Origin of the sequence: Paraclostridium sp., from assembly GCF_051656405.1 — a bacterium.
Taxonomy (GTDB): domain Bacteria; phylum Bacillota; class Clostridia; order Peptostreptococcales; family Peptostreptococcaceae; genus Paraclostridium.
In genome coordinates, this window is sequence record NZ_JBOGBV010000009.1 from 1 (window position 1) to 23,306 (window position 23,306).

At 30.0% G+C, this 23,306-nt stretch carries 28 protein-coding genes and 1 rRNA gene; 2 read left to right on the forward strand and 27 right to left on the reverse strand.

What is annotated here, in order from left to right; translation table 11 throughout:
* Positions 1–59: ribosomal RNA gene (locus ACRDDE_RS01480) — 16S ribosomal RNA — on the reverse strand; the annotation flags it as partial.
* 265 nt (positions 60–324) lie between these two features.
* Here ACRDDE_RS01480 and ACRDDE_RS01485 point away from each other — a divergent pair.
* Complete coding sequence (locus ACRDDE_RS01485) at positions 325–1,200, forward strand: aldose 1-epimerase family protein (RefSeq protein WP_438625046.1); 876 nt, start codon at positions 325–327, stop codon at positions 1,198–1,200.
* A gap of 72 nt (positions 1,201–1,272) precedes the next feature.
* Here ACRDDE_RS01485 and ACRDDE_RS01490 read toward each other — a convergent pair whose 3' ends face one another.
* Positions 1,273–2,394 carry a S41 family peptidase gene (locus ACRDDE_RS01490; RefSeq protein ID WP_438625047.1) on the reverse strand — a complete coding sequence of 374 codons (1,122 nt, stop codon included), beginning with the start codon at positions 2,392–2,394 and terminating at the stop codon, positions 1,273–1,275.
* Positions 2,395–2,556: 162 nt separating this feature from the next.
* On the opposite strand from ACRDDE_RS01490, the gene ACRDDE_RS01495 reads away from it, so the two are divergent.
* A complete protein-coding gene (locus ACRDDE_RS01495; RefSeq protein ID WP_438625048.1) occupies positions 2,557–3,120 on the forward strand; it encodes a 5-formyltetrahydrofolate cyclo-ligase in 564 nt (187 codons plus the stop codon).
* Between the two features lie 44 nt (positions 3,121–3,164).
* Here ACRDDE_RS01495 and ACRDDE_RS01500 read toward each other — a convergent pair whose 3' ends face one another.
* The 25 genes from ACRDDE_RS01500 to prfA form a co-directional block, all read right to left on the reverse strand.
* The gene (locus ACRDDE_RS01500; protein WP_438625049.1) at positions 3,165–5,546 is read right to left on the reverse strand and encodes a Lon protease family protein; all 2,382 of its coding nucleotides are present in this window, start codon (positions 5,544–5,546) and stop codon (positions 3,165–3,167) included.
* A gap of 202 nt (positions 5,547–5,748) precedes the next feature.
* Positions 5,749–6,174, reverse strand: coding sequence for a hypothetical protein (locus ACRDDE_RS01505; RefSeq protein ID WP_025161277.1), 426 nt, complete (start codon positions 6,172–6,174; stop codon positions 5,749–5,751).
* A gap of 117 nt (positions 6,175–6,291) precedes the next feature.
* Positions 6,292–7,227 (reverse strand): transketolase family protein, encoded by a 936-nt coding sequence (locus ACRDDE_RS01510; RefSeq protein WP_438625050.1) that lies wholly within the window; start codon positions 7,225–7,227, stop codon positions 6,292–6,294.
* Entirely contained in the window at positions 7,220–8,047 is an 828-nt protein-coding gene (locus ACRDDE_RS01515; RefSeq protein ID WP_053832898.1) for a transketolase, read from the reverse strand. Before ACRDDE_RS01515 ends, ACRDDE_RS01510 begins: the two co-directional genes overlap by 8 nt.
* 164 nt (positions 8,048–8,211) lie before the next feature.
* Positions 8,212–8,577, reverse strand: a complete 366-nt coding sequence (locus tag ACRDDE_RS01520; protein ID WP_021430410.1) for a type II toxin-antitoxin system PemK/MazF family toxin — start codon at positions 8,575–8,577, stop codon at positions 8,212–8,214.
* Positions 8,567–8,842 carry a hypothetical protein gene (locus ACRDDE_RS01525; RefSeq protein WP_035118413.1) on the reverse strand — a complete coding sequence of 92 codons (276 nt, stop codon included), beginning with the start codon at positions 8,840–8,842 and terminating at the stop codon, positions 8,567–8,569. Before ACRDDE_RS01525 ends, ACRDDE_RS01520 begins: the two co-directional genes overlap by 11 nt.
* A 42-nt stretch (positions 8,843–8,884) precedes the next feature.
* A complete protein-coding gene (alr, locus tag ACRDDE_RS01530) occupies positions 8,885–10,048 on the reverse strand; it encodes an alanine racemase (RefSeq protein ID WP_438625052.1) in 1,164 nt (387 codons plus the stop codon).
* Between the two features lie 14 nt (positions 10,049–10,062).
* Positions 10,063–10,653, reverse strand: coding sequence for a germination lipoprotein GerS (gerS, locus tag ACRDDE_RS01535; RefSeq protein ID WP_438625053.1), 591 nt, complete (start codon positions 10,651–10,653; stop codon positions 10,063–10,065).
* Between the two features lie 22 nt (positions 10,654–10,675).
* A complete protein-coding gene (locus ACRDDE_RS01540) occupies positions 10,676–11,137 on the reverse strand; it encodes a CBS domain-containing protein (RefSeq protein ID WP_438625055.1) in 462 nt (153 codons plus the stop codon).
* A gap of 4 nt (positions 11,138–11,141) precedes the next feature.
* A complete protein-coding gene (gene acpS, locus ACRDDE_RS01545) occupies positions 11,142–11,522 on the reverse strand; it encodes a holo-ACP synthase (RefSeq protein ID WP_438625057.1) in 381 nt (126 codons plus the stop codon).
* A gap of 219 nt (positions 11,523–11,741) precedes the next feature.
* The gene (atpC, locus tag ACRDDE_RS01550) at positions 11,742–12,002 is read right to left on the reverse strand and encodes an ATP synthase F1 subunit epsilon (RefSeq protein ID WP_438625058.1); all 261 of its coding nucleotides are present in this window, start codon (positions 12,000–12,002) and stop codon (positions 11,742–11,744) included.
* Between the two features lie 2 nt (positions 12,003–12,004).
* The gene (gene atpD, locus ACRDDE_RS01555) at positions 12,005–13,399 is read right to left on the reverse strand and encodes a F0F1 ATP synthase subunit beta (RefSeq protein ID WP_021430421.1); all 1,395 of its coding nucleotides are present in this window, start codon (positions 13,397–13,399) and stop codon (positions 12,005–12,007) included.
* A gap of 16 nt (positions 13,400–13,415) precedes the next feature.
* The gene (gene atpG / locus ACRDDE_RS01560) at positions 13,416–14,279 is read right to left on the reverse strand and encodes an ATP synthase F1 subunit gamma (protein ID WP_438625059.1); all 864 of its coding nucleotides are present in this window, start codon (positions 14,277–14,279) and stop codon (positions 13,416–13,418) included.
* Positions 14,280–14,307: 28 nt separating this feature from the next.
* Positions 14,308–15,810, reverse strand: a complete 1,503-nt coding sequence (atpA, locus tag ACRDDE_RS01565; protein WP_438625060.1) for a F0F1 ATP synthase subunit alpha — start codon at positions 15,808–15,810, stop codon at positions 14,308–14,310.
* A gap of 15 nt (positions 15,811–15,825) precedes the next feature.
* Positions 15,826–16,368, reverse strand: coding sequence for a F0F1 ATP synthase subunit delta (locus tag ACRDDE_RS01570; protein WP_021430392.1), 543 nt, complete (start codon positions 16,366–16,368; stop codon positions 15,826–15,828).
* Positions 16,365–16,865, reverse strand: coding sequence for a F0F1 ATP synthase subunit B (gene atpF / locus ACRDDE_RS01575; RefSeq protein ID WP_438625062.1), 501 nt, complete (start codon positions 16,863–16,865; stop codon positions 16,365–16,367). The genes ACRDDE_RS01570 and atpF overlap by 4 nt, the downstream gene beginning before the upstream one ends.
* A gap of 85 nt (positions 16,866–16,950) precedes the next feature.
* Complete coding sequence (gene atpE, locus ACRDDE_RS01580; protein WP_021430381.1) at positions 16,951–17,205, reverse strand: ATP synthase F0 subunit C; 255 nt, start codon at positions 17,203–17,205, stop codon at positions 16,951–16,953.
* Between the two features lie 60 nt (positions 17,206–17,265).
* Complete coding sequence (gene atpB / locus ACRDDE_RS01585) at positions 17,266–17,967, reverse strand: F0F1 ATP synthase subunit A (protein ID WP_438625064.1); 702 nt, start codon at positions 17,965–17,967, stop codon at positions 17,266–17,268.
* Positions 17,968–17,969: 2 nt separating this feature from the next.
* Entirely contained in the window at positions 17,970–18,359 is a 390-nt protein-coding gene (locus ACRDDE_RS01590; RefSeq protein WP_438625066.1) for an ATP synthase subunit I, read from the reverse strand.
* A gap of 4 nt (positions 18,360–18,363) precedes the next feature.
* A complete protein-coding gene (locus ACRDDE_RS01595; RefSeq protein WP_438625068.1) occupies positions 18,364–18,594 on the reverse strand; it encodes an AtpZ/AtpI family protein in 231 nt (76 codons plus the stop codon).
* Positions 18,595–19,165: 571 nt separating this feature from the next.
* Positions 19,166–19,795: a uracil phosphoribosyltransferase gene (gene upp, locus ACRDDE_RS01600; protein WP_021430412.1), complete on the reverse strand. Its 630-nt coding sequence runs from the start codon at positions 19,793–19,795 to the stop codon at positions 19,166–19,168.
* Between the two features lie 12 nt (positions 19,796–19,807).
* Positions 19,808–20,254, reverse strand: a complete 447-nt coding sequence (rpiB, locus tag ACRDDE_RS01605) for a ribose 5-phosphate isomerase B (RefSeq protein ID WP_278682529.1) — start codon at positions 20,252–20,254, stop codon at positions 19,808–19,810.
* A 123-nt stretch (positions 20,255–20,377) separates the two neighbouring features.
* The gene (locus tag ACRDDE_RS01610) at positions 20,378–21,421 is read right to left on the reverse strand and encodes an L-threonylcarbamoyladenylate synthase (RefSeq protein ID WP_438625071.1); all 1,044 of its coding nucleotides are present in this window, start codon (positions 21,419–21,421) and stop codon (positions 20,378–20,380) included.
* 25 nt (positions 21,422–21,446) lie between these two features.
* On the reverse strand, positions 21,447–22,124 hold the full coding sequence (locus ACRDDE_RS01615) for a ZIP family metal transporter (RefSeq protein ID WP_438625073.1): 678 nt from the start codon (positions 22,122–22,124) through the stop codon (positions 21,447–21,449).
* Positions 22,125–22,260: 136 nt separating this feature from the next.
* Positions 22,261–23,306, reverse strand: a 1,046-nt coding sequence (gene prfA / locus ACRDDE_RS01620; protein ID WP_438625075.1) for a peptide chain release factor 1, incomplete at its 5' end; no start/stop codon positions are given.

Below are 23,306 nucleotides of genomic sequence, written 5' to 3' on the forward strand. Positions count from 1 at the left end.
TGCATGTGTTAGGCACGCCGCCAGCGTTCATCCTGAGCCAGGATCAAACTCTCAAATATAATTTAAAAAGTTGTCCATCGCTCAGCTAATCATTATCTGAATATCTGGCTTGGTTGTTTGTGTTTAATTCTTTAAAAAAGAATTTTTATAATTAACCTACTGTTTAATTTTCAAAGTTCTTACATTTTTTTCTACAAGTTATACTTTACCACCTCTTTTATCTTTCGTCAATACTTTTTTTATTTATTTTATTTTTTATTTAATTATTTTTTATTATATAATGAAAGCATAAACAAAAGAATATTAAATAAAGGAGTTTTAAAAATGAATATACTTGAAAATAAAAATTTAATTATTGAAGTTAAAAATACAGGCGCTGAACTAAGTCGAATATACTCTAAAACACTTAATAAAGAGTTTTTATGGGATGGAAATAAAAAGTTTTGGGGAAGACATTCTCCTATTCTATTTCCTATTGTAGGAAGACTAAAAGATAATGAAACTATTATAAATGAAAAAACATACAGTATGAATCAACACGGATTTGCTCGAGATTTTGATTTTAATTTAATAGAAAAGGATCAAAACTCTTTAACATATAAACTAACTTCTAATAATGAAACTAAAAAGTACTATCCTTATGAATTTGAATTATTCATTAAATACATAATCACCGAAACTGAAATTAAAGTTTGCTGGAAAGTTGTAAATACAGATTGTAATGATATATTTTTTTCAGTAGGTGCTCATCCAGCTTTTAATGTTCCATTTGATAAAGATACTACTATTGACAATTACTACTTAAATTTTAAAACTAGAGATGAAGTATCTAACTATTTATTGCAAGGGCCTTTTGTTTGTAAAAAATCAAAAGTTGATAGTTTAAAATCAATTAAATTACATCCAGAAATTTTTAAAAATGACGCTCTAATATATGATAATGTAGATGAAATTAGTATATCCTCTAAAAATAGTTCTACATCTATAGATGTAAAGTTTGATAATTTCCCATTTGTTGGGGTTTGGTCTCCTTATAACAAAGATGATAATACAATAGCACCTTTTGTATGTATAGAACCTTGGTTTGGAATAGCCGACTGTTTAGATTCTAATAAAATTTTCAAAAACAAATTAGGAATAAATCAATTATCTCCAAATAAAACTTTCGAAGCTTCTTATTCAATAACTATAAATTCATAATTTATAATAATAAAGGACTGAGGCAAGCTAATTTCACCTAAAGTGAATTAATTTCTCTCAGTCCTTTTAATTTTATTTATTTATTTGATTATTCATCCAATCTATAGCAACTTGAAGTTGCTTATTTTCATCTTTTTCTTCTATTTTAGGCTTTATACCCTTTTTATTTATATAGTCTCCACTCGGAGTATAATACTGAGCTGTAGTAAGTTTATAACCTGTTCCATCATTTAAACCTCTTACAGTTTGAACTAATCCTTTACCAAATGTAGTTGTACCTATAGCTATTCCTCTATTGTTATCAACTATAGCTCCTGTAAGTATTTCAGATGCAGATGCACTACCTCCGTTTATAAGTAAAGCTATCGGTAAATCTAATTCTCTATTATTATCAGATTTTAAATACTTAGCTTTACCACTATTATCTTTAACAGACACTATAGTATCTCCCTCTGGTAATATTTCATCTGCTATATCATCACATATATTTAATAATCCGCCTGGATTATCTCGTAAATCTAACACTAGACCTTTTATGCCTTTTTTATTTAAACTATTTAGAGCCTTTTTAAAATCATCATAAGTATGTTCATCAAATGACGAAATTTTTATGTATCCAATATCATTTTCTAAAACTTTAGAATCTATAGTTTTCATTACTATTTCTTCTCTTTTAACATTTATATCTAATACTTCACTACCTCTTTTTATAGTTAACTTAACATCTGTTCCTGCCTTTCCTTTTATAAGACTCATTGCCTTATCCATATCTTTAGAAGTAACTTCTTTTCCATTAACTTTAATTATTTTATCTCCTGATTTTATTCCACTTTTTTCAGCAGGAGATCCTTCTATAGGAGATACAACAGTTATTAATTCATCATCAGATGTTGGCCCTATAACTACCCCTATTCCTACATAACTACCTGATGTTTGTTCTTGTAACTTTTCAAACTCTTCTTTTGTATAGTATTGTGAGTATGGATCATCCAAGCTTTCAAACATCCCTTTTATAGATCCTGTCATCAATTTTTCATTATCAGGGTCCTTATAAAAATCTTTATCTATCGTTCTTTTTAAACCAGCAATTTTATCATACCCATTATACTTGAAACCTACTACTTGAGATGTTATTAATGCCGTAGCGATTACAATTATAATAGAGTATATTATAGCCCTTTTTTTGGATATCATTTTATGCATCTCCTTTTACATAATATACTATATTATTATATGCCTTCATATTATTTTTATTACTGCATGTCTTTCAGTTGATGTTATCGTATTTTAATACTAAACTTCTTATTAGGAAGTTTTTATACCATATTATACCACATTAAAGAAAGGTGATTTAAATTGAAAAAAGATTTTAGAAAAAAAATTATAGAACTTAGAAAAAAACAATCTCCTCAATCTATAATTTATAAATCTAAAAAAATTTCCGATATAATTTTGTCATTAGAGGATGTAAAAAAAGCCTCTACTATAATGGTTTACTTAGACTTTAATAACGAAGTAAAAACTGATAGCCTAGTAAACTCATTAATCTCTTTAGGTAAAAAAGTATTAGTACCTATTACCGTAAAAGAAAACAAAACCCTTGTACCTTCTGAAATCAAAAATATAAATACAGAAGTTTCAATAGGAACCTATGGCATAAGAGAACCTAAAAAAGAATTTATAAGAGTAACAAATATCGAATCAATAGATGTTTTAATAGTACCTGCAGTTGCTTTTGATATAAATAAATTTAGATTAGGCTATGGAGGTGGCTTCTACGATAGATTTATAGAGAAACTAAGACCTGATAGTATAACCATAGGCATAGCTTTTGAATTTCAAATTTTCGATTCTATACCAAAAGAAAGTCATGATGCTAAACTAAATTACGTTGTGACAGAAGAAAGAATTTTGAAATAAAAATATTAAATAGAGTAAAGTATTATCTTTACTCTATTTAATAACTATTTATCTTTTTTATCATCATCACTTTTTCTATATATGTTTAATTGTTCTATAACTTTTTTATCTATTTCTTCTATAGTAAGTCCTGTAAGTATTCCTAGTCCATCTTCTATATTAGATATTGCATATATGCTAAATTGCCCATTTTTTACAGCTTCTACAACTTCATCTTTTAACATTAAATTTTTAACATTTTGTATAGGCATCATTACACCTTGTTTTCCATTTAATCCTTTTATCTTACAAACATCAAAAAATCCTTCTATTTTTTCATTTATTCCTCCTATAGGCTGAATTTCACCTTTTTGGCTTACAGATCCAGTTACTGCTATATTCTGTTTAATTGGTATTTTAGATATACTAGATATTACCGCATATAATTCAGTACTAGATGCACTATCTCCATCTACACCACAATAGTTTTGTTCAAAAGTTATAGATGTTGATATAGATAAAGGTTTCTCCTTACCATATCTTTCTCCTAGGTATCCAGTTAATATTAAAACTCCTTTATCATGTATACTTCCACTTTGCTTTATTTCTCTTTCTATATTTATAATCCCACTTCTACCTTTGTATGTTGATGCAGTTATTTTAGAAGGCTTTCCGAAACTATATTCACCTGTTCCCATTACAGCCAGTCCATTTATTTGCCCAACTTTTTCTCCATCTATGTCTATTAATAAGGTTCCATCTTCAAACATTTCATTTAGCTTTTCTTCATATTTATTATTTCTATATCTTTTTTGAGTAATGGCCTTCTCTACATCTGATTTAGTTACATATTTTGCATCTTCTTTACTAAGAGCTTCAGATTCAAAAATCAAATCTACAATTTTATTAAATTTAGCTGTCAATTTTTCTTTATCGTCACTAAGCCTTACACTGTATTGTAAAACTCTTTCTACCGCTCCTCTATCAAAATGTTTTAAATTATATTCTTTACATTGATTTGATATAAGCTTAATAATTTTATATATATTTTCATTATTTTTATTAATTTCAACATCAAAGTCAGCCATTATTTTAAATAAATTTCTAAAATCTTCCTCGTAAGAGTACAATATATTATAAATATAATTGTCACCTATTAAAATCACCTTTATATCTAAATCAATAGGTTCTGGTTTCAAATTAGATGTAACTAAGTATCCATACTGCTTATTTAGAGATTCTATTGATATTTTACCTGTCTTAAGTGATCTTTTTAGACATTCCCATGAAAAAGGACTTGATAATAAGTCTTTAGCATTTATTATTATAAATCCTCCATTAGCCTTGTGTAATGACCCTGGCTTTATTTCCATAAAGCTAGTAGTTAATGATCCTATTTCATTTTTATAGTCTATCGATCCTGCCAAATTGTAATATGTAGGATTGTTTTCATTTATAACCTTACCTTCCGTACACTCGCTATTATCAATTAGTAAATTAACTCCATATCTAATAAAAAACTTAACATCACTTTTAGGGCCCATTAAACCTAATAATGCCATTGGATTTTGATTATTTTCTTCTCCTGAAGTCTTAAATTTACTTATATTTTGCACAATATCATCGCATAAATCACTTATATACTCTTTAACTTTTTTACATTCTCCATATCTTTCTAGTAAATATCTCTCATAGAATCCAACTAAGCTTTTACCTACATTTTTATCTAATTCATCCAGTTTCTCTTTATATTGATCTTCACATAGCTTTATTTCATTAATATATTCTTTGCTATCTTGATTTAACTTTAAGCCCTCTTCTCTTAAATCTTTTATCTGTTGAGGTGTTAAATTCCCAATTTCTACTTCTCCCAGCATATCACCATCTGAGTTTATGGGAACACTTATCAATCCTCTTTCTGTTACTTCAAATTTAAAGCCTCTAGGTTTTGCAATTCCATTTAGCTTATCTATTATATATTGAATATTACTTTCAAGTTCTGTCATCAATAATCTATTATGATATTCATATTCCTTAGTGCTAAAAATCTTAGGTATCTCTACTTTTAATTTTTCGATAATATCTTCCATATCTTTTTTAAATAACTTACCTTGTCCACATTCAAAAGATAAAGCTACTGGTTCGTTATTATTCTTAAAATTATAAACATATGCCCAATCTTTTATATTTTTATTATTTTTCTTAACTTTACTTATAAGCATATTCGTATAACTATTTCTTCCTGTGCCACTACTTCCTGCAACATAAATGTTATAACCTTTTTGTTTAATATTAAGACCAAATTCTATAGCTTTGACAGCTCTATCTTGACCGATTATATCCCTAACTGGTTCTATATCTTCTGTAGATTTGAATTCTATATTATCTAAGTCACAAGTACATTTCAATTTTTCAATATCTAATTTAAACTTATCCGAATTAAACATCCATTCACCTCATAGCATTTATTTTTACATTTAGTTTTACCTATATAACATAAATAATGTACTTTACTTATAAACAATGTTCTTCAAACTAATATTTTTAATCCACTTCTATAAAATATAAAATTTGGTTTGCGCATAAAACTTTTTAAACATAAAAAAAGTTATAAATAATTAGTTTAGCCTAATTATTTATAACTTTTTGTTATTTTTCTACTTTTGAATTCAGTTCAATTCTATCTGGTAGTTCTTTCAAGTTAGTTTCTACTACTATGTAAGGATGTGATTCCTCTTTATTTTTATGTACAACTTCAACTTTCATTACATTTTTATCTTCTTCTTTAAACATTTTTATAGAATTCATCTCTATCCCCTTATTTGCATCTTTACCTCTAGTTACAACTACATATATTTTGCCATCTAATTTAACAGCTAGAGCTCTTTCTTCATCTGTGTATTTACCCATCATATCAAGAATCTTTTCTGGAATTTCATTTTTTTGAAGCATTATATAATCTACAGGTTTTGACTCATCCATAAACATTTTTGGCACAAATACAAAACCTCCCAATAGTAAAATTAAAACTATCATTCCATAGATTACGCCCCTAATATTAAATTTAACTTTCAATTAATCACCCCCATATAAATATATGAGCTTGTTTTTAATAATAGAAGATTTTTGAAAAATAAAAAGCCGCAAATATTAGATATTATATCTAATATTTGCGGCTCAATAATCATAAATTTATTTTTTAGCTATAGCTTCTTTTACACCCTTAACTATTTCCTTAGAAGTTAATCCATAAGCTTCTAATAATTCTTTTGGTGTTCCTGATTGACCAAACACATCATTAACACCAACTTTTTTAACTATAACTGGGCATTCTTCACTAACAACTTCACTAACTGCAGATCCTAGTCCACCAATTATATTATGTTCCTCAGCTGTAACTATTACTTTAGTTTCTTTAGCTGCATTTAATATTATTTCTTTATCTATTGGCTTTATAGTAGGCATATTTATAACTCTAACATTTATACCTTCTTCTTTTAATTGCTCATGTGCTATTACAGCTTCATTAACCATTATTCCGCAAGCTATTATAGTAGCGTCATTACCTTCTCTTACTACTACACCTTTACCAATTTCAAACTTGTAGTTCTCATCAAATAAAGTTGGAACTGCAGATCTTCCAAGTCTAACATATACTGGTCCATTGTATTTAGCAATTTCAAATATAACTTGTTCTGTTTCAACTCCATCAGCTGGAACGATAACAGTCATATTAGGTATTGATCTCATTATAGCTATATCTTCTACACTTTGGTGAGATGCTCCATCTTCTCCTACAGTTATACCTGCATGTGTAGCACATACTTTTACATTTAACTTAGGATAACATGCAGAGTTTCTTATTATTTCAAATCCTCTTCCTGTTGCAAACATAGCAAAACTACTTGCAAAAGGTATTTTACCTGCTGCTGCTAATCCACAAGCTGCACCTATTAAGTTTTGTTCCGCTATCCCCATATTGAAAAATCTATCAGGGAATGCTTTTGAAAAGTCATTTGTTTTTGTAGATTTAGATAAATCTGCATCTAAAACAACCACATTATCATTTACTTGACCTAATTTAACTAAGGCTTTTCCATATGCTTCTCTAGTTGCTATACTACTCATTATCCGAACCTCCTAATTCTTGTAATGCTTTTTCTAAATCACTATCACTAGGTGCTGTTCCATGCCATCCAGCATTATTTTCCATAAAAGAAACACCTTTACCCTTAACAGTTTTAGCTATTATCATTGTAGGTTTTCCTACTGTTTCTTTAGCCATATCAAGAGCTGCGAATATTTGATCAAAATCATGTCCATCTATTTCAATAACGTTCCATCCAAAGCTTTTGAATTTATCCATTGCAGGACCTACATTCATAACTTTTTCAACTTCTCCGTCAATTTGTAATCCATTGTAATCTAAAAATGCTACTAAATTATCTAATTTATAGTGAGCTGCACTCATTGCTGCTTCCCAAACTATACCTTCTTGTATTTCTCCATCCCCAAGTAATGTGTATACTCTCCATGGCGCATTATCTAATTTAGATGCCATTGCCATACCACATGCTACTGAAAAACCTTGTCCTAAAGAACCTGTTGACATTTCAACCCCTGGTATTCCCTTCATATCTGGATGACCTTGTAACATTGCTCCTATTTTTCTTAATGAGTTTAATTCTGATTTATCAAAATAACCCTTCTCAGCTAATGTAGAATATAAAACTGGAGCTGCGTGTCCTTTTGATAGTACAAATCTATCTCTATCTTCCATCTTTGGATTTCTAGAATCTACATTCATTTCATCAAAATAAAGTGATGTTAATATTTCAACTGCAGATAATGATCCTCCTGGATGTCCAGATTTAGAACTATGTATCATGGTAACTATATCTCTTCTTATATTACGTGCAATTCCATTTAATACTTTATGGTCTCTCATGTAATTACCTCCTTGTTTTGTGAGTAAAACTACTGACTCTATATTATGTACTTTGCAATTGTACCATACTAATTCCATATTATTATATCACTTTTTGCGTTTTTTTTGCTTAAAAATCCAAAAAAAATTATTGATATACTCTTTCAATACACCAATAATTTAAATTAAATTTGAAATAATCCCAAACTTATAAGCAGACTATTATTCACTTTTTCCATCATACATTCATCTAGATAACCTATTTTTTCTCTTAAACGCTTTTTATCTATAGTTCTTATTTGCTCTAAGAGAATAACGGAATCTTTATTAAGCCCATACTCATTCGAACTAATTTCAATATGAGTTGGTAATTTAGCCTTGTTAATTTGCGAAGTTATAGCCGCAACAATAACAGTTGGACTGTACTTGTTTCCTATATCATTTTGAATGATTAGAACTGGTCTTATTCCACCTTGTTCAGATCCAACTACAGGGCTTAAATCGGCATAAAATAAATGTCCGCGTTTTATATCTAAATTGTTAGAACTCACCTTGAGCTATAGTCCCTTCAAGGTTATCATCAGAAGATACCTCATTTGTCATTCCTAGCTCGGCTAAAGTTAAATTAATTTGACCCATTTCTTTATAACCCTTAATCATGGATTCTTTTAAGTCAAATTTTTTCTTTTGTGTAATGTAGAATTGAAAAGCAGCTTTTGCAAAATCTTCTCTATTAGAGTTCTCTATCTGTACTATATGATCAACTTCAGAAATCAAAGAGTCAGGTAGAGTAAACACAATTTTTTCTTTGCTCATATTGTGCACAAAATCGCCTCCTAGGGGGTAATACTATCATCTTTATTTTACCAAATAATTATCTTTTTGTACAATTGCATTTCTTTCCATATAAACACGTTCAACTCGTCTAGAAATCATACATAAGACTTCATAATTTATTGTTCCTAAGTCTTTAGCTATTTTTTCTACACTCTGATTTTCGCTCTCAGAAAATATTATAACCTCATCGTCAATTTTTATGTCTATATCTTTGTCTATTTTTATCATACATTGATCCATACATATAGTTCCTACAACATCAAATTCTAATCCTTTTATATAAGCTTTAGGATTTTTTTGCATTCTTGTAAATCCATCAGCATATCCAATAGGTACCGTAACTATTCTTTCTTTAGATTTAGTTACATATTTAAGACCATAACTTATACCTATATTCTCATCAACTCCCTTTATATGAGAAATTCTAGTTTTTAATGTCATAGCAGGTTTTAAATCAATTATATCTTTATTCACCTCATCAGAAGGATAATGTCCATAAAGTATAATTCCACATCTAACCATATTAAAATTTAGATCTTTACATTCCATAGTTGCTGCACTATTAGAAACATGTTTTATAGGAATATCAATGTCTGCAGATTGTAATTTTTCAATTACTAAGTTAAATTTATAAACTTGACCATAAGTGTATTCTTTATTTCTTTCATCAGCCGTAGCAAAGTGTGTATATATGCCCTCTATAAAAATATTTTCAAGTTGATTAATTCTAATTATTTCAGTTATAGATTCATCATTTATTTGAAATCCTATTCTACTCATTCCTGTATCTATTTTTATATGAATTTTAGCTTTTTTGTTATGTTTTTTTGCAATTTCATTTGCTAAAAACGCAGTTTCATATGAAAATATAGTTAAACTGATATCATTAATTATAGCTTCTTCTAAAGATTCATTTGGTATATATCCTAAACATAATATAGGTAATCCTATATCATTTTGTCTAAGTTCTAGACCTTCTTCAAGCCTAGATACTGCTAAATAATCTACATTTTCTCTTTCTAAAAACTTTGATATTTGCACTGCCCCATGACTATATGCATTAGCCTTAACCACTCCACAAATTTTAGTATCTTCTTTTAATATTTTTTTTATATTTTTTAAATTATTTTTTATATTATCTAGATTTATCTCCGCCCATGTAGGAGCTGTTATATTTATCTTCATTGTCTATCTCCTTGCTATTTCTTATACTTAAAATCAGAATAATTGACTATAAATCTGGTATTCCCTTCCTGATCCAATATTTCTAATTTAGCAGGATAATTTTCTTTTGAGTCTATATAAAGTATCTGCTTGTTGAAATATTTAGTGTTTCCAGGTATCGATACTGTAAGCATTAAATACCCATCCTTCATTCCAATCTCTACATCTTCCCCTTGTAGATAATTCTCTACAAAATCTCCAACAAATAAATGCTGACTATCTTTCCCTACATTAGGTAAAATCAATTTTTCTTCTACCTCTGGGTTAGTTACAATTATCTTATCTTGTTTGTATTCTATAGTCTTACCCTTAAGATGTTCTGGTTTTAAGGCGACTAATTTAAAGTTTCCAGGACCATTATATTCATGTAAAAAAGAGTATTTATGAGATTTCTTGTTTCCTATAACTTCTATATCTGCTTTACACTTATAGTACTTCATTTTCGATATGTCATTTTGAAAGTTTTTGTATACCTCTTCTTTTGTGGACTTGCTTTTTTCACAACCTATAAATATAGTCGTAAAACTTATAACTAAAATCAAAAATAACGTCCACTTGCGTTTCACACAATACCTCCTAATTTAAAACCTATTCTTCATACATAGATTTTATTATATCGTATCTACAAATTATACCCTTTATTTTGCCATTTTCATCAACTACAGGAACCCTGTTTACTGATCTTTTTATCATTATATTTGCAATATCATCAAATGTATCATTCTCATAAACTTTTATTACATCGTTAGACATTAAGTCTTTAACTTTAGTAGCTGCTATATCTTTTATATCATGTTCTATCTTTTTAAAATCATTAATACATATTAACCCTTGTAAAAATGTTATGTACTCTGGAGGATCTACGTATTTTTCTTTTTTCATTATATCTGTTTCTGAGATAATACCTACAACTTTATTATCTTTATCCACTACAGGTACTCCACCTATTTTCTCAGTTATAAGAATGTTAGCTATATCCTGTATATTGTCAGTTTCTCTTGCTACCTTTACATTAGTAGTCATTATATCTTTCGCTTTTTTAGTTTTCATCTTATCACTCCTTAACTATTACCATAGCATTAGCTACAGCATAATTTTCACTATGAGATATAGAAACTTGTATTTCTAAAACATTATAATCTATGCACATTTGTCTTAAATTATTATAAGTTTTAACTATAGGCTTTCCATTTTTATCTCTTGAAACCTCTATGTCATCAAAATTAAAATTTTTTATGCCTGTTCCAAAAGCTTTGCTTATGGCTTCTTTTGCAGAAAAATTTCCAGCTATAGTTTCAGCTCTAAAGTTTTTTGATTCAAAATACTTTATCTCTTCATCAGTGAATATTTTATTTAAAAATCTTTTTTTATTTTTTAATATGTTTTCTATTCTTTCTATTTCTACTATATCTATACCTATACCCAATATATTCATGGATACCTCCAAATTTATGTATATATTACTATTTTGTTACTTAAATTCAAATCTATTCAATTGTTTATACTAAATTTTATTTTCAAATCTATTTTTATATTACTATAGAGAAATTTATTTTAATAGTTCCACAAGCATTTAAATTTAAGTGAATAGTGGTTATAAATTTACTTAGTTGTAAAAAAATAAAAAGGCTAGAGTTAAACTCTAGCCTTTTTTCTATAACCATTCTGCAGATTCAGTTAAAATAACAGCTTGCTCTTTTTCAACTTGAACGAATCCTCCAGATATTTTTGCATCTTTAAATTTACCTTCTCTTTTTAGACGTAGAGTTCCATCTGATAATCCTGCAACTAAAGGTCTGTGGTTTTTTAATATACCTCTATCTCCTTCAGTAGTTCTCACTATTATCATCTCTGTTTGACCTTCATAGAAGACTTTTTCAGGAGTAACAATTTTAACCGCAAATTCGCTTGCCATTATTATCTACTCTCCTTCGCTTTTTCAACTGCCTCTTCTATACTTCCTACGAATAAGAAAGCTGATTCTGGTAAGTTATCATGCTTACCTTCTAATATTTCTTTGAAACTTCTTACAGTTTCTTTAACAGGTACATATTTACCTGGTATTCCTGTGAACTGCTCACCAACGAAGAATGGTTGAGATAAGAATCTCTCTATCTTTCTAGCTCTGTTAACAGTTATCTTATCTTCATCAGATAATTCATCCATACCAAGTATAGCTATTATATCTTGAAGTTCTTTATACTTTTGAAGTATAGATTGAACTGATACTGCTATCTCGTAATGCTCTTTACCAACTATAGCTGGATCAAGAACTCTAGATGTAGACTCTAATGGGTCAACAGCTGGGAATATACCTAGAGAAGCTTTTTGTCTAGATAAAACTGTTTTAGCATCTAAGTGAGTGAATGTTGTAGCTGGTGCTGGGTCAGTTAAGTCATCGGCAGGTACATATACAGCCTGAACTGATGTTATAGACCCTTTGTTTGTAGATGTTATTCTCTCTTGTAATCTACCCATCTCTGTTGCTAATGTTGGTTGGTATCCAACTGCTGATGGAGTACGTCCAAGAAGTGCAGAAACCTCAGATCCTGCTTGAGTGAAACGGAATATATTATCTACGAATAATAAAACGTCTTGTCCTTGTTGATCTCTGAAATATTCAGCCATTGTAAGACCAGTTAAAGCAACTCTCATTCTTGCTCCAGGTGGCTCATTCATTTGTCCGAATACTAGAGCTGTTTTGTTTATAACTCCTGTATCGCTCATCTCATGGAATAAGTCGTTACCTTCTCTTGTTCTCTCTCCAACACCTGCGAATACTGATATACCACCGTGTTGAGTAGCTATATTGTTGATAAGTTCTTGTATAAGAACTGTTTTACCAACTCCAGCTCCTCCGAATAGACCTATCTTACCACCTTTTAAGTATGGTGCTAGTAAGTCAACAACTTTTATACCAGTCTCTAATATCTCAGCTCCTGGGTTTAATTCATCGAATGCTGGTGCTTCTCTATGTATAGGGTTTTTAGGAGCATCTTTTGGAGCTTCTTTACCATCAACTGGCTCCCCTAATACATTGAATATTCTTCCTAAAGTTTCTTCTCCTACAGGAACACTTATAGCAGCTCCTGTATCAACAACTTCCATACCTCTCACAAGTCCATCAGTTGAACTCATTGATATACATCTTACAGTGTCATCACCAACGTGTTGTGCAACCTCTACAACTATTTTCTTATCTCCGTGCTTTATCTCTAATGCATTTAATAGATTAGGTAAGCTTTTTTCATCATTGAACTTTACGTCAACAACTGGCCCGATAACCTGAACTATTTTACCTATGTTTGCCATGTCCTAACCTCCTTATTTATTGAGCTGAAGAAGCTCCTGCAACTATCTCAGATATTTCTTGAGTAACTGCAGCTTGTCTTGCTCTATTGTATTGTAATTCTAAATTAGATATCATTTCATTTGCATTATCTGTTGCTGATTCCATAGCTGTTCTTCTTGCCGCTTGCTCTGAAGCGTAAGACTCAGCTAATCCTCCGTATATCATTCCTGATACATACTTAGGAACTATAAATCCAAGCACAGCGTCTGGAGAAGGTAAGTATTGAACTGCCGCTCCACTTTGCTTCTTCTCTTCACCTTCGTTAGCTTCTATACTTATTGGTAAAAGCTTAACTAATCTCGGTTCTTGACTTAATGCAGAAACGAACTCTGTATATATTAATTTAACTTCGTCTATGTCTCCGTTTTGATACGAATCCATTACAGTTTTTGATATATTCATTATATCTTCATAGTTAGCATTTTCAACAGAAGGTATTGATCCTATTACTTCAAAGTCTCTTTTGCTAACAAATTCTTTTGCTTTTTTTCCTATAGTAACAACTTTAATATTTTTATGATCTTGAGTTTCAGCAGCTAATGTTTTAAATACATTTGCATTGTATCCACCTGCAAGACCTCTATCTCCTGCTATTACTACATAACATCTATTTTTAACTTCTCTTTGTTTAAGAAATTCACTTTTAACTCCGCTCGTACTCTTAGCTATATTCTCTACAGCTTCTTTTAAAGTGTTAAAATACGCTTTAGAACTTTCAGCTTTTTCCTTAGCTCTTCTAAATTTAGAAGAAGATACTAATTCCATCGCTTTAGTTATTTGTTTCGTATTTTCAACACTGGCAATACGAGTTTTGATTTCCTTCATTCCAGCTCCTGCCAATTGAGTTACCTCCTTTTTTTAAAAAGGATTACGCTTCTATAACAAATTTCTTTTTGAAATCGTTTATAGCGTTCGTTAATTCTTGAGCAAAGTCTTCATTTGCAAGAATTTTTTCTCCTATTTGTGGATAATTAGCATCTATAAATTCTAATAATTCTGCTTCAAATCTCTTTATGTTATTTACAGGTATATCTGCTAATAAGTTATTTGTAACTGCAAATACCATTACAACTTGATTTGAAACTTCCATTGGTTGATGTTCTCCTTGTTTTAGAACCTCAACTATTCTTTCCCCTTGAGCAAGTCTCTTCTTAGTATCTTCATCTAAGTCAGATCCGAATTGAGAGAATGCAGCAAGTTCTTTATATTGTGAGTAAAGAAGTTTTAATGGTCCTGCAACTTTTTTCATTGATTTTATTTGTGCAGATCCTCCAACCCTTGAAACTGATATACCAGGGTCAACTGCAGGTCTTATTCCTGCGTAGAATAATTCTGGTACAAGGTATATTTGTCCATCTGTTATAGATATAACGTTAGTTGGTATATAAGCAGAAACGTCTCCACCTTGAGTTTCTATTATAGGTAATGCAGTTATTGATCCTGCTCCTAATTCGTCAGATAACTTAGCTGCTCTTTCAAGTAATCTTGAATGTAGGTAGAATACGTCTCCTGGGTACGCTTCACGTCCTGGTGGTCTCTTAAGTAATAATGACATTTCTCTGTATGCAACGGCATGCTTAGTTAAGTCATCATATACTATTAATACATGTTTTCCATTGAACATGAATTCTTCACCCATAGCAACACCTGCATATGGAGCTAAGAATTGAAGTGGTGCAGGTTCAGATGCAGTAGCAGAAACTACTATCGTATAATCCATTGCTCCACCTTTTTCTAATGTACTAACAACTTGAGAAACAGTAGAACGTTTTTGTCCTATTGCAACATATATACATATAACATCTTTACCTTTTTGGTTAAGTATTGTATCTATACATATAGATGTTTTACCTGTTTGTCTATCTCCGATAACAAGCTCTCTTTGCCCTTTACCTATTGGTATCATGGCATCTATAGCTTTCATACCTGTTTGTAATGGCTCATGAACAGATTTTCTAGCCATTATTCCTGTAGCTTCAGATTCAACTGGTCTGAATTTAGTTGCATTTATAGGTCCTTTTCCATCAACTGGTTGACCTAATGAGTTTACAACTCTACCTATCATTTCGTCTCCAACTGGAACTTGAACTATATTACCAGTTCTTTTTACGATGTCTCCTTCTTTTATTCCAGAGTCATCTCCTAGCATAACTGCCCCAACCATTTCTTCTTCAAGGTTAAGAGCCATTCCGTATACTTTACCTGGGAACTCTAATAACTCACCAGCCATAGCTTTTTCTAACCCGTAAACACTAGCTATACCGTCCCCAACTTTTAAAACACTTCCTGTATCTGTTAACTCTACTTTATTTTCGTAATTCTTTATTTGCTCTTTTATTATAGCACTTATTTCTTCTGGTTTTAAATTCATGGGTTCACCGCCCTCCTAAGATATTACTTGAGATAGTTGTTCCTTCATCTTATCTAAACGATTTTTAACTGTTCCATCTATCTCTTCGTTTCCAAGTCTAACTAGGACTCCACCTAATACAGACTCATCTACTTCATTTTTTAAAATAACTGTTTTGTTATATTTAGTTGAAAGCTTAGCTTGAAGTCCTTCAAGTTCTTCACTTTCCATAGGAACTGCTGTTATAGCAACTCCCTCTAATATATTGTTTTTATCATTTAATAAAGCTTTAAAAGCTTCTGCTATACCAGTTATTAAAGATAATCTATCTTTATCAGCTAATATTTTCATGAAATTTAACATTTCTTTATTTAATTGAGATCCAAATACATTAGATATTAAATCTTTTTTATCGTCCTTTGAAACTATTGGAGATTTTAATATATTTGCAAACTCTTTATTTTCATTTATTATATCTACTACAGCCTTTAGCTCATTATATAGTTTTTCAGTCGACTTAGAGTCTTCTCCAACTTGGAATAAGGCTTCAGCGTATCTGCTTGCAACTATATTTATCATTGAGCTTCGCCTACCTCTTTTATAAAGTCATTTATTAGCTTTTCATGCTTAGACTTATCTAGGTCACTTTCTATAACCTTAGATGCTGCAAGTAAAGCTATTGAAGATATATCATCCTTAACTTCATTCATAACTTTTTGTCTTTCTTGTACTATATCTTTGCTAGCTTTTTCTTTTATGCTTGTAGCTTCATTTTTAGCTGTAGATATTATTTCCTCTGATTTTTGTTCTGCTCTTACAGTTGCTTGTTTTATTATTTCTTGCCCTTGCTCTTTAGCAGAACTTATTTTTTCTTCAAATTCTTTTTTGAACTTTTCACCCTCAGATTTAGATTTCTCTCCTTGAGCTAAGTTTGTTTGAATATCTTTTTCTCTCGCTTCTATTATTCCTAAAACAGGTTTAAATAAAAGTTTCTTTAAAATAACAAACACTAAGAATGTATTTATTAATTGGAATAGTAATTCATATGTTAACCCAATTAGTGGTTTTAATTCCATCCTTATTCCTCCTTTCTACTAATCACAATTCGTAATTAGGAGATGGTTCCCCACCTCCTATTTATAATGCCTTAAACCTTAATTCTTATAATTTTGTTATGAATGGATTAGCGAATAGAAGTATTATAGCTACAACTAAACCATATATTGCTGAAGACTCTGCAACTGCAGCTCCAAGTAACATTGTTTGAGTTATATCACCTTTAGCTTCTGGTTGATTTCCAACTGCCTCTGCAGCTTTACCTGCTGCGAACCCTTGTCCTATTCCTGCTCCTATACCTGTTGCAACTGCGATACCTGCTCCTATAGCTGAACCTGCTAATAATATAGCTGTTTCCATGATTGTTTCCTCCTTAAATTTCAATAATTTTTTATTGTTTTTTGTTTATTTACATATCAATTACTCTGTAGCATTTGATACAAATACCATTGTAAGCATTATGAATATGAACGCTTGTAATACACCAGCAAATATATCAAAGTATAAATGTAATGGTACTGGTATTATTAATTGTCCAAAAGGTATATGTATACCTGTCAACTTCATTGACACGAATCCTAAAAATTCATATAAAAGTGCCATGATAACAGATCCTCCTAATATATTACCAAATGGACGGAAACTTAATGATATAGGTTTTGCTAATTCCCCTATTATATTAAGCGGTAATAAGAATGGTATTGGCTCAAGTAACTCCTTGAACATTCCCATACCTTTTTTCTTGACACCTGCATAGTAAATCATAAAGAATGTTATTAATGCCCATGCTAATGTAGTGTCTAAATCTGTTGTAGGTGATCTAAATCCTAATAGTCCTATAAGGTTTGATGTTGCAAAGAATAAGAATAAACTTCCTATATATGGAACAATAAAAGGTAATTCCTTTATAGCTGTTGGTCCCATAGTTGCCTTTACAAACTTATCAAATCCACCTATAACAAACTCTAAAAATATTTGTACTTTACTAGTCGGAACTTTCTTTAAGTTTCTAGTTAAAAAATAAGATGCTATAGCAAGACCTGCTAATATTATCCAACTTGTTATAACTGTATCACTTAACTTAAAATTTCCAAAATATAGTATATATTGTGCTTGCTTCACAGTTACGCCTCCTTTCTTTTAAGTTTGTCTACTACTACTCTTTTGCCTAATATAGAAAACTTAGTGCTCAATAAGCCTATGGTAGTTCCAATAACACTTATATGTGGAGATTTTGCTGAAACAAATAAAACCACACCTACTATTGTCATCCTTATTATGTATCTACTAGTTGAATATATTTGAGCCTTAGCAGGAGGATACGTTACTGATTTTTGTAACGAGATAGCTAGTAATCTAAAATTTAACATAGCTATTATGCTCCCAAACAAAAGACCTGTAAGCATTTCTTTTGGAGAGTTTGATAAAAAAACAATAAGTATTGCTGCGATTAAATCAATTATGAGTATACCTTTATTTACGTCTCTTATTTGTTTTCCTAAACCATCATTCATTTAATCACTTCCTTCTTGCGTATACAATTAAGGTTTTATAAACACCACTAAATGCACCGCCTATTCCTAATAAAAGGAAAATCAATAATAAAAATGGACTAGTTCCAAATTTATCATCTAAGTACTTTCCTATAAAAGCACATCCTAAAATAGGGATTAAAATCATCAATCCTACTTGGCTTATTAAAGAAATCATACTAAGAGCCTGTACATATTTTCTATGTTTATCTTCCATAAATATCATACCTCTTGTATCGTAATTTATTTTAATTCTATTAATCCATTGTATGTAAGATGTTTGTTTGAAACATTGAATATTTTAATTGTAAATTATATTTCATTATTATATTTCTTTTAAATATTTTTATCAATACCTAATATTGATTTTTAAATTTCAGTTTTTTCATTTTTGTATAAATTTTGAATAATTTTTTTTTAATTATTCAAATGTATATATTATGAAATAATTGTTGTATAATTTATTTCATTTTTAAGTTTATACTTATATAATCTTCATTATCCTAGTATTTATGCACATTTTTACTTTTAAAAACATTTGAAAAATTTAAACTTTTTAATTTATTTTTTTGATATAAATCCATAAAAGATATATATATATTATACCTTTTATGAAAATTTTTCTACAAATAATTACATTTTAAAAAAATATTTTAAAATATTTTTTTAAATTTAATTTTTTTATAGTATACATTGGTTATTTTAATAAGTGTTTTCCTAATGTTTAAGTTAATAACTCAACGGAAAAAGGCATCTATAAAACTTTATAGATACCTTGTTTAAATTTATTACTTAGTTCCAAATAATCTATCTCCAGCATCTCCTAGTCCTGGAACTATATATCCATGATCATTTAATTTCTCATCGATATTAGCTACATATATATCAACATCTGGATGATATTTGTGAACTTCTTCTATACCTTCTGGAGAAGCAACTAAATTAACTAATTTTATAGTTTTAGCTCCATCTCTCTTTAATACATCTATCGCTGCTACAGCAGATCCACCAGTAGCTAACATTGGATCTACTACTATCATTTCTCTTTCTTGTATATCTTGTGGGAATTTACTATAGTATTCAACTGGTTGTAAAGTTTCTGGGTCTCTGTATAAACCTACATGTCCAACTTTAGCTGCTGGAACTAAGTTTACAAGTCCATCTACCATTCCTAATCCAGCTCTTAATATCGGAACTATTCCTAATTTCTTTCCAGCTATAACTTTTGCTTTAGTTTTAACAACAGGAGTTTCTATTTCTATTTCCTCTAAAGGTAATTCTCTTGTTATTTCATATCCCATAAGCATTGTTATTTCTGTTAGAAGTTCTCTAAAATCTTTAGATCCTGTATTTTTATCCCTCATTAAAGTTAATTTGTGTTGTATTAATGGATGATCTGCAACTACTACTTTTTTCATTATGTAAGCCTCCTAATTATTTTGTTCTATGTCATTTAACATATTTACTCTTCTTAAGTGTCTTTCACCTTCAAATTCAGTGTTTATCCACGCATCAACTATCTCAAGAGCTAACCCTTTTCCAATTACTCTCTCTCCTAAAGAAAGCATGTTTGCATTATTATGTGCTTTTGACATTTTAGCTGAAAATGTATCTGAAACAACAGCACATCTAATACCTTTAACTTTGTTAGCTGCTAATGAGATTCCTATACCTGTCCCGCAACATAATATCCCATAGTCTACGTCCTTGCTAACAACAGCTTTGGCAACCTTTTCTCCATATATAGGATAGTCAACTGAATCTACTCCATTTTCAGTTCCAAAGTCTACACATTCAATTCCTTTTGATTGTAAATGCTTTTTTATTTCTTCTTTTAAATTGTATCCACCGTGATCGCTACCTAAACCTATCTTCATAGTCCAATACCTCCAATACTTTTGTATACATAGATTTATACTTAATTTTATATTATACTAAACTTTAAATATTTTTGCATCATTTATACATAATTATTTCATATATTTTTTGTACTTTATTATTTATAATTCTATAATTTTATACCCAGCTGACTTCATTAATCTATTCATTATAGCTCTACCCACTCCATGATTAGAGAAAGCTTCAGAATATATTATATCCATTTCTTTTTTATCCATTTCTATTAATGCATTAAAAAGGTTACTTCCAACTTCTTCTAAGTTATCTCCAAGACCTATTACTTCACCTTTATAGTTTTCTTTATTTTTATTAAGGCACATAACCCCACATCTTAATCCTTTTTCTTCATTTTCAGCTATTAAAGAATTTATTTTATTAACTACTTTTGAATCTTCTCCACTTACTATAAAAACATCTCCATTTGGTGAATAGTGTGTATATTTCATTCCTGGTGCTTTAGCTTTTTTTACGTCTGCCTTTCCTTCAATAGATGGATCTATAAGAACTTCTCCTATTAAAAGTTCCATCTGCTCTTTAGTAACACTCCCAGGTCTTAAGATCATAGGTTTTTCAGATGTCATATCTACAACTGTAGATTCAAGTCCAAAATCACAATTTCCTGCAACTATGATTCCATTTACCCTTCCGTTCATTTCATCGCATACATGCTCTCCCTTTGTTGGAGATGGTCTACCTGATATATTAGCTGACGGAGCAGCTATAGGTACTCCTGATTGTCTTATAATTTCTCTGGCAATAGGATTCGAAGGCATTCTTATCGCCACAGTGTCCAAACCACCACTAGTTCTTTGTGGAACTATTTCCTTTTTCTTAAAAATCATAGTAAGTGGACCTGGCCAAAATTCATCCATTAGAATCTTAGCTTTTTCATTTATATCAGTAGCCAATTTAGTTATTTCATCTTTTTCACATATATGTACTATTAAAGGATTATCGCTAGGTCTTCCTTTTGCTTCATATATTTTTTTTACAGCATCCTCATCTAAAGCATTTGCACCTAAACCATAAACTGTTTCTGTAGGAAAAATAACTGTTTTTCCTTGAGATAATAATTTTGCATGCTTTCTTATTTCTTCTATATCTATATTTGATTCGTCGATTTTACTTATTTTTGTATTTATCATTAGTATACCTTCCTTCATATTTAGTTTATATATAGCTGACTACTAAAATTCCAATCAAAAAACCTATTATAGAATAAATAGATTTCGCTGATGGAAATATTTCTTCTAAAACTACATACATCATAGTTCCTGCTGCTATAGCTAAGAACCCCCCTATTAAAGAAGTACACATACCTGCGAAATATGCGCCAAAAAAACTACCTATACCCATAGGAATTCCTGCTATTAATGTTAATAATACAACTTTAAATGTGCTCATTTTACTCCCAGCTAAACTAAGCGCCATTGCTAAACCTTCTGGTATGTTATGAATACCTATTACGATTGCTAAAGTAATTCCTAGGTTTTCAGTTGCTATAAATGAAGATCCTATCGCTAAACCTTCTGGTAAGTTATGTAAAAGTATACTTAAAAATATTAAATATCCTGATTTAAGATCCGATTCTACTTCTAGTTTATTTTTTATTAACATAGTAAGTAAAGCTCCAGCAAATACAAACAAACTTGTATAAATAACCCCTATTTGATTCATGGATTCTTTAAGAAGATCAAATACTACAACAGCTAGCATTACGCCTCCAGATATTCCCATAAAAAAACTTATATATCTTTTTACATTTTTTCTAAAAACAGTGGATATAATGCCCCCGATTCCTGTCCCTATAACTCCAGATATCAATCCAATCAATGTTATTCGAAACAATTTTTGTTACCCCCTAGTATTATTTAACTTGCTCTAAATTTTATGTAATATAAATTGCTATTATTACAATACTAGCTAATAACTCTTTTTGCTTGCAAAAAATCCCTATTCAAAATAGGGATTTTTTATATTAAAACTATATAGACATCATTTTTTCAGTTTGATCTACAGTTATTAATGCATCTATCATTTCATTTAAATCTCCATCTAAGAATGCATCTAATTTGTATAAAGTTAAGTTTATTCTATGATCACTTACTCTTCCTTGAGGGAAGTTGTAAGTTCTTATTCTTTCAGATCTATCCCCTGTTCCAACCTGACTTTTTCTTTCTGCAGCTATATCTTTATGTTGTGCAGCAACTGCTTTATCATATAATCTAGCTTTTAATATTTTTAAAGCTTGTTCTTTATTCTTTAACTGAGATTTTCCATCTTGGCAAGATACTACTTCTCCTGTAGGTATATGTGTAACCCTTACTGCAGAGTCTGTAGTATTAACACTTTGCCCTCCATTTCCTGAAGAACGGAAAACATCTATTCTTAAGTCATTTGGATTTATTTCTACTTCAACATCTTCTACCTCTGGTAAGACTGCAACCGTTGCTGTTGATGTATGTATTCTTCCTCCTGATTCAGTAGATGGTATTCTTTGAACTCTATGAACTCCTGATTCATACTTAAGAACAGAATATGCTCCATTACCTTTTATCATGAAAGATACTTCTTTATATCCTCCAACACCAGTGTCACTGGCACTTAATAATTCAATTTTCCATTTTCTTCTCTCTGCATATCTGCAGTACATTCTAAATAAGTCCCCAGCAAATAGAGCTGCTTCATCTCCTCCAGCTCCACCTCTAATTTCAACTATAACGTTTTTATCATCATTAGGGTCCTTTGGTAATAATAGTATTTTTAATTCTTCCTCTATAGGCTCAACTTTTTCTTCCATTTCAGATAATTCCATTTTAGCTAATTCTCTTAGCTCTTCATCTGATTCCTCTTGTAAAATAGTTTTAGAATCAGCTATCGCGTTCATTACTTCTTTATATTCTCTAAATTTCATTACAATTGGCTCTACTTCAGCATGTTCTTTTATAAATTTCTGCCATACTTTTTGGTTATTTATTATTTCCGGGTCTGCTATTTTTTCACTTAGTTCTTTATATTTATCTTCTAGTA